At 28.1% G+C, this 13,629-nt stretch carries 13 protein-coding genes; 10 read left to right on the forward strand and 3 right to left on the reverse strand.

Annotation, left to right across the window (positions count from 1 at the left end; genetic code table 4):
- Positions 1-107 precede the first annotated feature (107 nt).
- A complete protein-coding gene (locus ACNQ12_RS00775) occupies positions 108-1,247 on the reverse strand; it encodes a YitT family protein (RefSeq protein ID WP_416754354.1) in 1,140 nt (379 codons plus the stop codon).
- Positions 1,248-1,577: 330 nt separating this feature from the next.
- Here ACNQ12_RS00775 and ACNQ12_RS00780 point away from each other — a divergent pair, with 330 nt between their 5' ends.
- From ACNQ12_RS00780 to ACNQ12_RS00805, 6 genes are all read left to right on the forward strand, one after another.
- Positions 1,578-3,029, forward strand: coding sequence for a hypothetical protein (locus tag ACNQ12_RS00780; RefSeq protein ID WP_418036876.1), 1,452 nt, complete (start codon positions 1,578-1,580; stop codon positions 3,027-3,029).
- Positions 3,030-3,103: 74 nt separating this feature from the next.
- Positions 3,104-4,612, forward strand: a complete 1,509-nt coding sequence (locus tag ACNQ12_RS00785; protein WP_418036878.1) for a hypothetical protein — start codon at positions 3,104-3,106, stop codon at positions 4,610-4,612.
- Between the two features lie 118 nt (positions 4,613-4,730).
- Positions 4,731-6,089 (forward strand): tRNA uridine-5-carboxymethylaminomethyl(34) synthesis GTPase MnmE, encoded by a 1,359-nt coding sequence (gene mnmE / locus ACNQ12_RS00790; protein ID WP_418034744.1) that lies wholly within the window; start codon positions 4,731-4,733, stop codon positions 6,087-6,089.
- A 1-nt stretch (position 6,090) separates the two neighbouring features.
- Positions 6,091-6,900, forward strand: a complete 810-nt coding sequence (locus ACNQ12_RS00795; RefSeq protein WP_416754349.1) for a TatD family hydrolase — start codon at positions 6,091-6,093, stop codon at positions 6,898-6,900.
- Positions 6,890-7,675 (forward strand): 16S rRNA (adenine(1518)-N(6)/adenine(1519)-N(6))-dimethyltransferase RsmA, encoded by a 786-nt coding sequence (gene rsmA, locus ACNQ12_RS00800; RefSeq protein WP_416754348.1) that lies wholly within the window; start codon positions 6,890-6,892, stop codon positions 7,673-7,675. Before ACNQ12_RS00795 ends, rsmA begins: the two co-directional genes overlap by 11 nt.
- A gap of 78 nt (positions 7,676-7,753) precedes the next feature.
- Complete coding sequence (locus ACNQ12_RS00805) at positions 7,754-8,290, forward strand: hypothetical protein (protein ID WP_418019047.1); 537 nt, start codon at positions 7,754-7,756, stop codon at positions 8,288-8,290.
- Between the two features lie 68 nt (positions 8,291-8,358).
- On the opposite strand, the gene ACNQ12_RS00810 is transcribed toward ACNQ12_RS00805, so the two are convergent.
- Both ACNQ12_RS00810 and recO read right to left on the reverse strand, forming a co-directional pair.
- Positions 8,359-8,733: a hypothetical protein gene (locus ACNQ12_RS00810; protein ID WP_418019048.1), complete on the reverse strand. Its 375-nt coding sequence runs from the start codon at positions 8,731-8,733 to the stop codon at positions 8,359-8,361.
- A gap of 418 nt (positions 8,734-9,151) precedes the next feature.
- Entirely contained in the window at positions 9,152-9,829 is a 678-nt protein-coding gene (recO, locus tag ACNQ12_RS00815) for a DNA repair protein RecO (protein ID WP_416754342.1), read from the reverse strand.
- Between the two features lie 137 nt (positions 9,830-9,966).
- On the opposite strand from recO, the gene ACNQ12_RS00820 reads away from it, so the two are divergent.
- Genes ACNQ12_RS00820 through rnc form a run of 4 tightly spaced genes read left to right on the forward strand, consistent with a single transcriptional unit; the run spans position 9,967 to position 13,618 of the window.
- Positions 9,967-10,290 (forward strand): hypothetical protein, encoded by a 324-nt coding sequence (locus ACNQ12_RS00820; RefSeq protein WP_416754341.1) that lies wholly within the window; start codon positions 9,967-9,969, stop codon positions 10,288-10,290.
- On the forward strand, positions 10,280-11,920 hold the full coding sequence (locus tag ACNQ12_RS00825; protein ID WP_416754339.1) for a fatty acid kinase ATP-binding subunit FakA: 1,641 nt from the start codon (positions 10,280-10,282) through the stop codon (positions 11,918-11,920). Before ACNQ12_RS00820 ends, ACNQ12_RS00825 begins: the two co-directional genes overlap by 11 nt.
- Complete coding sequence (gene plsX, locus ACNQ12_RS00830; protein WP_416754337.1) at positions 11,920-12,924, forward strand: phosphate acyltransferase PlsX; 1,005 nt, start codon at positions 11,920-11,922, stop codon at positions 12,922-12,924. The genes ACNQ12_RS00825 and plsX overlap by 1 nt, the downstream gene beginning before the upstream one ends.
- Positions 12,911-13,618: a ribonuclease III gene (gene rnc / locus ACNQ12_RS00835; protein ID WP_416754335.1), complete on the forward strand. Its 708-nt coding sequence runs from the start codon at positions 12,911-12,913 to the stop codon at positions 13,616-13,618. The genes plsX and rnc overlap by 14 nt, the downstream gene beginning before the upstream one ends.
- Positions 13,619-13,629: the final 11 nt, after the last annotated feature.

The raw sequence follows: 13,629 nt of genomic DNA on the forward strand, positions 1-13,629 counted from the left end.
TATATAGCATATTTATTTTAAATTAAGCACTTTTTATATAAAATTTTTAATTTTTAAAGCATAAAACCAAGTAAAAATAAAATATTGCCCAATATATGAGCAATATTTTATTTTTCAATAAACATGTAACCATCACCTTTTTTAAGATCCAAAATTGAAATAAATAAATCCTTATTTATTTTCTTCGTTACTAAGAATAAATCTGCTGCATCTAAATATTGTGTATTAGTTGTAATCATATATTTCTTAGCACGAGAATACCCTCCAATTACTTCTACAATCGAAAAAGTATAAGTACGATTTGAAAGTTGATTAATTTGTTCAATTAATTGGAAAGGATGATCACAGAAGATTTGAGTTTGCACTAATTTATTTTTTGGATAAGTAAAGTTAACAATAAAGGCATTAATTAATAACATAAAAAACCCTGAGACATAATTTAAATTAAAGAAAATATCAAGTGCTCATGGATTATTTCCATCTAAGGATTTTTGTGCTAATGACATTGAGGCCGGAACATAAGAACCCATAATGTTGGCAAGAGTTAATGATATAAAGTTTAAAAAGAGGAACACTGTGCCAATATCTTTTAGTTTAGTTTTAGCAATATACATTCCGTAAATATCGAAACCACCAGTTGAAGATCCGATAATAATGCAAGATACAGCCGCAATTCCTTGCAGCATACCTCAACAAAGTGAATATAAGAATATGGCCATGTGTTTAATTGCGTCTTTATCATAGTTTCATAACACAACTTGTACTTCATTTTGAACAAAAATTGCTGGTGAATTAGCTTTTAAGTTAGTGAATAAATAAACTTCATTAATTCCGGGAATAAAACCAAAAATTACCCCAGCTAATGTAAAGATAAATAAGTAGTAACCTGTGTAAATGGTAAAACTATGTGAAATTTTCTTTCATGACAAGATTAACAAAGGAATATTTAAAATAAAATAAATTAATCAGAAGCAAAGGTTAAACACAATGTAACCTAAATTAGAGTCTGGGTTTTTGGATTGAATGTAATATAAAAAGAAACTACCAATACCTTGACCAAAAGCTTCTAATCCAAGTGCATATAATCCAGTATTTTGAAGTAACAATACCCCGAATAGCCCCATAATAGTTCCAATTATGGTCATTACTAAAATTTTTTGTCATGGTTTTTTGATTCGATACAAAAATGCAAAAGCAAGTAAAGAAGTTTTAATTTTTTGTCTTGTATATTCTTTTTTAATTCCCATATTACCTCTTTATTTTTTAGTAAATTAAGCACAAAATGGGATAAGAAATCTCTTTAAAACATAACTTTTATATTCATTTTTGCTTAATATTTTAATTATATCACTGCAAAAATAAAAAAAATTCAATGAATGCAAAAATAAGACCTTTAGTACTATATTTTAAGTGTCAAGATATGTGGAAAATTTCCACATACCTATAGATATTGGAATTAAAAGAATATAATAAATGTAGGTAAATTATTTATAACACCTAATATATTATTAACCAAAATATTGCTAATGGATATTAATTAAGCATTAATAAAGGATTTTTGGTTTACAGGAGAAGAAATGAAAAAAATCAAAACTATTTTATCTTTTGCAGTAATTGGAAGTTTTGCTACACTACCAATTATTTTGTCTTCATGTAATGAGAAAGAACAACTAGAATTAAATGGACAAAAATTGTATAAAAACGCACAATTAGCAGCTAATTACAATGAACTTAAAAAGTCAAATTCAAAAACCATCAGCAACATTAATTTGTTATTTCCAAAAGTTGATTCTAAGTTTAATAAAAAAATTTCAATAAATGCATCAGCTTTTATTGATTGAGCAAATGTTGAAAAAATATTAAAATACAACGAAAAATATAGTGATAAAGAATGATATAAAATGTTAGTTAGAAACTTATATGATGCTGTAATAAACAACAGGAACATTAAAGACTCATTAGTTTTAGATCCTGAATATAAAGATTGAGCATTTGATTTGCATGCACATATATCCCACAAAATTATTTTAAATGAAAATAATTTGGTAAATTCTTATATATTAAATAATTATATAAAGTATATTTTAGGTATTATCGAAGGAAAGAAAGGAGGTAAAAATACCAACAGTATAAATTGATTAAATAACATAAAAGATATTCTTAAGAAATTAGTGGTTCCAAGTGCTTATATAATTGACCCAATTGTTGTTGAAAATAATTCAAATTTTTTATCATTAAAAAATAGTAATTTATGAGATATTCTTAAAAATAAAAATCAGTTTATAAGCACAATAATGTCTCCTTTTGATTTAACAGATTCTGAGTATCAAGAAATAAATAAAAAACATTACGAAATAAATAAGAAGAACAAAGACAGCTTACCGGAGGATAATAGCGTATCCTGATATAATATTGAGGCAGATTTAATGTCCAAAATAAATCCTGTAGATACTATTTGGAGTTGAAAAAAAATTATCGAAAAAATCAATTCAAATAAAGATTACACCATAATTTCTTTGCAAAAAGAAAAAATTATAGAGGACAATAATAATTATTTCTTAAATATTAAATTTAACATACCTAATAGTTGAGTTAAAAACTATAAAATAGAAAACACAAATAAGAATAAAAATGAAACGAGTATAAAGATAATTCTTGATGATAATTTACCATTAAGTTTTAGAAGTTTCAAAAAAAATTATGGAAAATTAATACGAAATGCAATAGCATATACATTATGAATGAATATTACTGCGATAAAACCTTTCAATCCTAAGAATAAAGATATTAATGAAATTGATTTTAAATATGACTTATTATTAAAAGATAAATTCAGTTGTATGTTTTTTGATGAACTATTAAATCAACTTTGACAATTTGAGAAAAATCAAACTAGTTTAGAAATGATTGTGCCACTCGATAGTGTAAGCTATAAAGAAAACGAAAAAATACTCACTAGAATTGAAGTTTTCGCTAATCAACTGTCTATTTTTGAAGGATATAATGAATTAGAAATGGAACATAAATAGATATTTCTAAACCATATTATAAAAATGAATGATTCTGAGTTGATTATGACTTAATAAATTATAGGGGTTCGATAATGAGAAAAATCAAAACTATTTTATCTTTTGCAGTAATTGGAAGTTTTGCTACACTACCAATTATTTTGTCTTCATGTAATGAGAAAGAACAACTAGAATTAAATGGACAAAAATTGTATAAAAACGCACAATTAGCAGCTAATTACAATGAACTTAAAAAGTCAAATTCAAAAACCATCAGCAACATTAATTTGTTATTTCCAAAAGTTGATTCTAAGTTTAATAAAAAAATTTCAATAAATGCATCAGCTTTTATTGATTGAGCAAATGTTGAAAAAATATTAAAATACAATGAAAAACATAGTGATAAGCAATGATATAAAATGTTAGTTAAAAACTTATATGATGCTTTAAGTCAACAGGATAGCATTAAAGAATTTAATAAATCCGCCATTAGCACCGATTACAAAGAATATTATAATGTTGATGATGCATACAATATGGTATTTGTTAATACAAATAATAACTTAACCAATCTTTATATATTGAACAACTACATTCAATATATATTAGATATTGTTCAAAGCTATAAACAAAATAGTTTAGGCCAAAATATATTTTGAATAAATAATATTCAAGATCTTTTTAAAAAAATAGTAGTCCCAAGTGCATATATAGTAGATCCTGATATTGTTCAAGAGGACTCAAAATTTGTACCATTAACAAATAGTAATTTGTGAAATATCTTGAACAATATAAAAAAATATAATAATGCTGCAATTTCGATTTTTGATTTTCCTAATGGAGATTTATCTGAAATAAAAAATAAAATTCAGTCTGATATTAATGAAAAAAATAATGACCCTTTAATAAAAACACTACCACATAATTCTGATGATGATGCCAAAATTCCATTTCTTACTACGGATAAAATATATAGTCGTTATGGGTGACTTCAATACAACACTGAAAAAATATCAAGTATTATATATTCATGGGAATATGTACTAAAAGCTTTAAAAGATAATGAAGATTACAGCCTTATTTATTTAAAGGAAATTAAAGCCATAAAAGAAAATGAAGGCTTTGTACTAGACATTTCACTAAAGTTTTCTAATAAGTTTGATCAATACTATACAATAGAAAGAAATAAAGCTTTGCCAAATGTTCTTGATATTGGGATAACTTTAAACAATGCAATTCCATTAACATTTTCAATGTTTAAAAATGAATATCAACCATTAATCGCTTCCGCAATTGCATATATATTATCAATAAACAATGCAAGCAATTTAAATGGTAAACAAAATAAAGATATTAATTCAATTGAATTTAAATCTAATTTAATTAGACAAGATAAATACAGCTACAACTTTTTTGAAGAATTATTCCGTTACATTGGTAACATTAAAAATAATGAAACTAGCTTAGAATTACAGTTACCTGTAGGGGTGTTAAATGATAATCTAGCAATCAATACAAAATATAGTGAAATATGAGCCAAAATCAAAATTACTGATTGTTGAGTACCTATTTTCTATAAAGAAGCAGCAGCAAAAATAAATTAGAAGTAAAAATTTACCATATCATATTAGTATATGATATGGCTTTTTAATAAATTTAAACTATTATTCGGTAGCAAAATAAAATATTTAACTAAATTGATTAATTTAATAAAATATAGCTATGTATGATAATATAGCAGCAATTAGTTCGGGTTCACACATTAACCAACCTATTTCTATAGTGAGATTAGCAGGCCCTGATGTAAAAGAAATTATTTCTAAAATTTATAAAGGAAGAATGGGAAGTGACCATAATATAACTTATGGACACATTTATGATGGAGAAACATTAGTAGACGAAGTGCTAGTAATGTGATTTTTGGGCAAGCCAAATCCTGATGGATCAGTTACATATAATAACTATGTTGGAGAGCCTTTAATTGAAATTAACTGTCATGGTGGAATTATAGTAACTAATAAAGTTCTAGAGCTTTTATTGCAAAATGGCGCCAGATTAGCTGAAAGAGGAGAATTTACTCGTAGAGCTTTTCTTAATGGAAAAATGGATCTAGTTAAGGCTGAGGCAATTCATGACTTAATCATGGCCCAAACTGGTTCCCAAGCCAGCGCTTCAGTAAATAAGTTTAAGGGAAAAACATCGACTATGATTGACGAATTCCTTAATGAAATAGCATTATTAATTGGAACTTGTGAAGTAAACATTGACTACCCAGAATATGAAGATGTGGAACAAATGGATAATCAAGTAATGTTAAGCAAATTGGCAAGCTTAATCAAAAAACTTTCTGATATAGTTAAAATTTCAGAAGATTCTCGTTATGTTTTCGAAGGTGTTAAGGTGGCTTTCTTAGGCAAACCAAATGTTGGCAAAAGTAGCATCTTAAATAGCTTGCTTTCTGAAGACAAAGCAATTGTTACTGATATTGCAGGCACCACACGTGATTTAGTTGAAGCTACTTATAAAATTAATGATATGTTATTTAAACTTGTAGATACAGCTGGATTAAGAAAAACTGAAGAAAAAATTGAGCAAATTGGAATTAAGAAATCACTTGAACAAATTGAAAAATCTGACCTAGTAGTACATGTTATTGACACTGTACAAGGGATGGATGAATTTGACTTACAAGTTCAAGCTCGTGCTAAAGAACTCGGAAAATTCTATATCAAAGTACTTAATAAAATTGATTTGGATGATAGTTACAATGAACCGGGACTTGTTAAAATTTCAGCACTTGAAAATAATATTTCTGCCTTAGAACAAGCATTAGTAGCTAACTTTGCTAACATTGATATTTTTGATGAAAGAATTTTTTCTAACACAAGACAATTATCATTAATTAAGCAAGCTTTAGAATGCTTAAAAAATGCTAAAGCTTCTCTAGAGCTATATTATACATTTGATGTTATTATTGTAGATTTATATGCTGCATGAGATGCACTACAAAATATAAAAGGAAATGTAAACAGAGAAGACTTGCTAGACATAATGTTTAGCAACTTCTGTTTAGGTAAGTAAAATGGGAAAGAAACGTAATAAATTTATTGATGCTCATAATCACATAAGCATTAACTATTATAAATCTCCAGATATTATTGATATGATTGTCGAACAGGCACATCACAATAGAATTGATTTTCTAATGGTTAATGGTGGGCATCCAGAAGAAAACAAAGAGGTGCTAGAACTAGCTAAAAAATATGATATTATCAAGCCCATTATTGGGATTCACCCTGAATCTGGAATTGATGGAAATGATTATAAGCAAGTTGAAGAACTATTAACTCAGGATGTAGTTGGGATTGGTGAAATTGGGCTTGATTACTATTACCAGGATGCTCCAAGTCGCCAAAATCAAATTGATTCATTAACTAATCAAATTATTTTAGCCAATAAATATAATTTGCCTGCTGTAATTCATATTCGTGATAAAGAAGATTGTGATTTAGCTTATCAAGATGTATTTGCTATACTAAGTAAATATCCAAATACAAAATGTATGTTACACACATATAGTGGTACATTAGAATGAGCCAAAAAGTTTGAACAATTTCCTAATTTATATTTTTCATTTAGTGGTTCAATAACATATGGTACAAATACTCAAGCTAGAGAAGTGATTTCTTATCTACCTTTAGAACGCTTGCTAACTGAAACCGACGCACCTTATTTAAGAGTCCATCCTTATACAGGGGAGTTAAATGAACCTAATACTGTATTATTTGTAGCTTATTACATGGCGGGAATTAAACAAGTTGGAGCTGAAAAATTTGTGGATCGTATCAATCGTAATTTAAGAACTTTATTTGGACTAAAAGATGAAAAATAACAAACCAAGATTTGCTAAAAAAGAATTTGGTCAAAATTTCTTACAAGATCAAAATATTATTAATAAAATAGTACAAGTTTTTCCAATTACTAATCAAAATGTTTTAGAAATTGGACCAGGCCGTGGAGCTTTAACAAAAGCACTACTACCTAGTGCTAAAAGTGTTATTTCATATGAAATTGACCAAGATATGGTTGATATATTAAATGCAGAAATACATGACCCTAAATTCCATTTAATCCATCAAGATTTTTTACAAAGCGATCTAAATAATATTGAAGAAAGTTACTTAATTGCTAATATTCCTTACTATATAACCACAGACATTCTTTTTAAAGTTTTTGAGCACAAAGAAAAATTTAAGGGTGTGCTTTTAATGGTGCAAAAAGAGGTGGCCCAAAGAATATGTGCCAAAATTAATTCAAGTGACTATTCAAAATTATCAGTTTCAGCACAATACTTAGCAAATTGCAAAATCGAATTTATTGTTCCGAGAGGATGCTTTGCGCCCGCACCAAAAGTTGATTCAGCAATTATTTCTTTAATTTTTAAACCAGAAATTAGCTCCCAAGATTGAAATAAACATAAAGATTTTTTCAAATTATGCTTTGCTAATAGACGTAAAAAACTTTCATATGCACTAAGCACACAATATTCTAAAGAAGTAATTTTAGCTGCATATAAAACTATGGGATATGATGATAATATTCGTATTCAACAACTTACTGTAGAACAAATTGTTACATTACACAAATTACTTACAAAAGGAGCTTAAGCTTCTTTTTTAATATGATTTTGAAAATATTGGGGAAGGCGTAAAATATGAGTATAAGAACTACTAATGGAGGATGTGATGGCAAATAACTTAGATGGAATAACTATATTGGAATCATTGGAAGAAGTAAAACAAAAAGGGTTTCTTGATAATGCAACATTTCAATATGTTAATGTTGATTATTACTATGTAAAGAAGTATTTTGAAGTAATTGATAAGTTAATTGAGAAATACAAAGCGCTCGAACCAAATTACAATGTTTCAATTTTTAAAAAATTAAAAATATCTAATTATTTTGAAAATTACAGATATCTTGGTGATCAATGATTCTACCAAAGACATCATATAGATGAGATATTTATATCAGGGGTAATTTATAAAGCAGAATATAAAGAAGAATATGATAACGGACTATCTATTATTGTTGATATAAAAGAACATGCTTTTTTACATTATTTAATAATCATGGCTCAGTCAACAGCACCAAATAATGGTATGGACCTACAAGTCTCTAGAGAAGAATGAGATGAAATTATTAGAGAATACTGTGAAAAATACGACTGTATGTATGACCAAGATTGAGAAGAATTTGTTAGAGTTATAGGGCACATTTAAAAAAAACTAATATCCTTATGTTTTAGGGATATTAGTTTTTTATTTTAAAAAGTCTAAAGTACTTCTTTTTATTTAATAATCTTGTATCAAGTTAATATGTCTACACTACTAATAGCAATCAATTCTAATACTATTAATGAGCCAATTACAAATGGTAAACGATCAAGTGATTTAACACTTGAACTTGATAAGTAAGCCAACATATAGCAATCAATAATAAACAGGAATATCATAAATAGATATTTAATTACAGTGAATGTAATTTTGACTGCTTTAACTTGTTTTTCTATAACTAGGTCTCCAAGCATAAATATAGCAATAAAAATAATTCAACTATACATTATTGTGCTTGTAATAGCACCCGAAAAGTTAGTGCTTGCTGAAGTGTTAAAGTTATAGAAATGATGTATTGGTTTCTGTCCGTTAGTTATTTCAGTAATCAACACTTGTCCTGGAATACACATTAATACTAAAATTAAAAATGCAAAACTAATAAAACAAGATTTGATTATTAAATTTGTGTCTTTGATTTTTTCTGTCATGTAAATTTCAATAGAAATCATCATTAGAGCATAATATTTATTAGCTGTAAATTTGATATTCTAATTTCCTAACATATCATTATGTAAGAAATTAATTCTCACATAATGATTATATTGTTTAGATAAAGTTCAAATGCTTTTCTTGCTATTTTATGAAATTTTCCACATAGTTTTCATAAAATGTGAAAACTTTTCATATTTTGACACTAATTTTAATTTTGAATAGATCAAATCATTTAACTTCTTAATGAAACTAAGCTCATTTTAATTGTAGCTATACCTAAAATAAGGAATATGTTATTTATTATATTCAAATTCACTAAATAATGACTCAAATTCCTATTAGACGTAAAAAACTAACGTAAGTATGTAAAATATATTTATTAATTGAATCGGATACTTGGAAAACATAAGAATTTAAATTGTGGAATGAAGACCAAATACATTGTAATAATTTTATATCCATTAAAGGTTCATCACCTTCATGTTTATTACAAATAAAACCACCATATTGAACGTCAAAAGAAATAAAGTTTCTAGTGCTGCCACAAATTCTGCATCTATTAAAATAATTGCAAAGTCCTTGATTAACAAGTAACTGAGCTATAAAATAAGTCAGCACTTTTTTACTATCATATTTGGCTATGTCATCAAAATAGCGATCATATTCAGCAAAAATATGATTTTGTGTTTTTATATAAGAAAAAATTGTTGTTAGTTTAGCAAAAAATAATGAATTATCTAGTTTACTAATGTCAAACAATTTAACTAAAGTGGCTTTTTTTAGTTTTCCTACTTTAGTATCAAAGCGAGCTTTAAAATATTCAAGTTCAACAATTGAACCCAGAATTAGATTGCTTCGATTTTTAGATCTTGGGTTATTTAAACCTTGCGCATATAGCGCAAAAGTACCTCGTGCGCCAAAGAAAGTAACCAAAAATTTGTTATCTTCATATTCGGAAATATCCATAACAATCGCTTTATCAACAGTGATCATAATTTAATTATATTATTTTGCTGGAAAAATGCACTAATTTAGTACTTTTTTTATTTCTCGATAACTTGAAATATATACTATAGTATATATTAAAAAATAAGGTAAAATATACATACTAATTAAAATGGAGAAAATATATGGAAATTTCAGAAATCAAACAATTATGCATTGATTCATTATCTGCAGTTCCTGGGATTGTCAAGTTACATAAACCGACACTAGACTTAGACAAACCTTGTGATGAGTTAGATGAGTGTCAAGAGCTCTTACCTGAACTAATTAATATCACAACCTCATCAACTGGTTTAAGCTTACAACTGGCTTTTACAATTTTAGATGGGGTCTCAGCTAAATTTATTGTCACACAATTATTTAAACAAATTGATTTTGCTTTAAAGAAAAAGAAATTGAAATTATTAAATCTAACAGTAATTATTAAAGGAGTAAACAATGCAGGATAAAAATATCTTAACTGGTGAAGTTTTATCGAATGCTTTAATTTCAGGTGCTAACGCTTTAGTTAATGCCAAAAATAAAATAGATGCTTTAAACGTTTTTCCAGTTCCTGATGGTGATACAGGAACAAATATGGCTTCTACGATAGCAGCTACTGTAACTAACCTCGAGGGAAATGCAAATCAGCCTGTGTCAAAAATCCTAAGTGATATGGCCCATGATATGATTTATGAAGCTAGAGGTAACTCAGGAGTTATTCTTTCTCAAATATTTAAAGGGTTTGCATTAGGTACAGCTGATAAGGTAAATCTAAATACTGCTGACTTAATCCAAGCCTTTGAAGGTGCAACAGCAAGAGCATATAAATCAGTATTTAAACCTGTTGAAGGAACAATTTTAACAGTTATTCGTGAAACAACCGAAAATTTAAAGTTAGTATTCGAGGGAAAAAATGTTTCATACGTTGAATTTTTTGATAAAGCTTTAGCTTTTGCGCGTAAAAGCTGTGATGAGACTCCAAACAAACTAAAAACCCTAAGAGAAGTTGGGGTGACAGATAGTGGTGGAGAAGGACTTTATACAATTTTATGAGGAATTAATGAAGCTTTACATAATCGTTTTGTTGCAATCTCTGAACAAAACGATGATATTAATAACTTTATTAGTGAAACTGAAGTTTATGAAGGTGAATTTGGATATTGTACTGAAGTGTTAATTGATTTAGATGATCCTGAAAAATTTGATAAAGAAAGTTTCACTAAGCGTCTTGAAAAAATTGCTAATTCACTAGTGGTTGTTAATGATGATAATTTAGTTAAAGTGCATGGTCATGCAATTAAACCAGGAAAATTATTAAACCTAGCTCAAGAATATGGTGAATTTATTAAAATTAAATCTGAAAATATGACTTTACAAGCTAATTATTCAAAAGCCAATGCTGAGAAAATGAAACAAGAAGTGCAAAACAATGAAACTCGTAAGTTATGCGGTGTAGTTTCATGTAACCTTGGAAGTGGAATTGTAAAACGCATGAAGGAATTAGGCTGCGACTTTATTGTCGAAAGTGGTCAAACTCAAAATCCATCTGCACAAGATTTGATTAATGCAATTAATAATGTTAATGCTGAAACAGTTTTTGTTTTAACTAATAATTCCAACATTATTTTGGTTGCTCAACAAGTAGCACAAGTTATTGATAATAAAAATGTTTTAGTTGTACCAACTAAATCTCAAATACAAGGTATCACAGCCATGTTAAACTTTAACCACGATTTAAGTGCTGAAGAAAATATTGAAATGATTGAAGAATCAATTTCTACAGTTGTAACTGGAGAAGTAACTAAAGCGATTAGAAATACAACTTTAAATGGAGTTAAAATTAAAAATGGCTCATACTTAGCAATTATTGATGGAAAAATTATTTCTTCACATACTACAGTAATGGCAGCTGTTAAGGCAATTTTAAAAAGCAGTATCAAGCCAAGTAGTGAATTAGTTTCAATCTACTACGGAGATGAAAGTAATTTAGGTGAAGCTGAAGAGGTTTCAAACTACATAAATGCTACTTATGACTGTGAAGTTGATATTGTTGAAGGTAATCAACCAACATATCAATTCTTGATAGGGATAGAATAATGAAATATAAATACACAATTGCTTTTGATGCTAATGGAAATGATAAAGGTGTTCTTGAATGTTTTTTAGGAGCGCAAAGATTTGCTAGCGAAAATCCTGATATATTAGTTAAACTGGTAGGGGATATTAAAGAAGTAACTAGCCTAAATAATGCTAATAACTTAGAATTGATACAAAACGCAAACAAACCTAGCGATCCAAGAAATATTCGCAAATCAATGGCGGAAGACACTTCTATGAATCAAGCTTTAGATTTAATATTAAATAAGGAAGCTGATGCAATCTTATCTAGTGGTGATAGTGGAACTTATATTTCAACTTTAACTCTAAAGGCTAAAAGATTACCCGGGGTGTCTCGTCCAGCTTTCATGCCAATTGCAACAGCAAGCAATAATCGTAAATTTGTTATTTTGGACGTTGGGGCTAATTTAGAAACTAAAACTGAATTTTTAGTGGAATGAGCTTCTTTGGCCACAGCTTATTGCAAAGCTATGTGACAAGTCCCACGCCCTCAAGTTTCTTTAATTAATATCGGTACAGAAGAGTATAAAGGAAATAGCACTACTCAAGAGGCTCATCAAATCCTTAAACAAGCTTTAGATTTTGAATATCTTGGTTTCATGGAACCTAAATCTTTATTTAAGGGTAAATGTGATGTTGTGCTATGCGATGGATATGCAGGTAATGTTATGATTAAGAGTTATGAAGGTGCTATCTCTAGTTTTAAACATATGCTAAAAGAAGAAATCAAACCAAGCTTACTTAGAAAAATTGGTGCTTTATTACTTAAACCTGCATTTAAAGCTGTAGCCAATAAACTTGATTATCGTTCAATTGCTAGTGCTTGAGTGCTTGGTGTAAATGCTTTAGCATTAAAGGCACATGGTAGCAGTGATGCACTTGCTTACTATAATGCCTTAAACAATATGAAGCTTGCATTAGAAGCTAATTTATTAGAAAAATTAAAAGAATCTGTTAATGTGGAGGTAAATGATGAAAATTAGAAAATCTGCCTCACTTAATCAATTTTTAGAAGAACATAATATTGTTCCAAATTCTTATGAGCCTTATATATTGGCAACTACACACCCAAGTTATAATCGCAAAGGTTTTGAAAATTATGAAAGATTAGAATACCTAGGAGATGCTGTATTGCAATTATTAACTTCAAGTTTTATGTATAAAGCTTATCCAAAATTAACACAAGGTGACTTATCTAGACTTAGAGCTCAAACAGTTGGAACCGAATACCTATCATATATTTCTCGAGAAATTGGTTTATTAGATATTTTAAAAACTGGACCTGGAAAAATGCGTGATTCAGTTGTCAACAGTTTTAAGGTACAAGCAGATATTTTTGAATCAATGGTTGGTGCAATTTATATTGACCAAGGATTAAAGGTGGCAGCTGACTTTGTGTTCCGTTATCTGAAGGATCGAATTATTGAACTGCATAACGCAGATAACAAAGATCCTAAAGGTGCATTACAAGAATACTTTCAAAGCACAAGTAAAGAAAGTATTACATATAATACAATCCAAATTGCACCTCCGGATCAATTTAACCATCCTTCATTTCAATCTCAAGCAATACATGATGGTCAAATTTACGGAGTGGGCTTAGGTATAAGCAAAAAAGAAGCCGAAACTAATGCAGCTTTAGATGCATTAGCTAAATTAAAGGATGAAATTATATAAAGGAAGTCTAT

The organism is Mycoplasma paraquilae (genome assembly GCF_048284415.1).
In the GTDB taxonomy this organism is placed as follows: Bacteria; Bacillota_I; Bacilli_A; order Mycoplasmatales; family Metamycoplasmataceae; genus Mycoplasmopsis.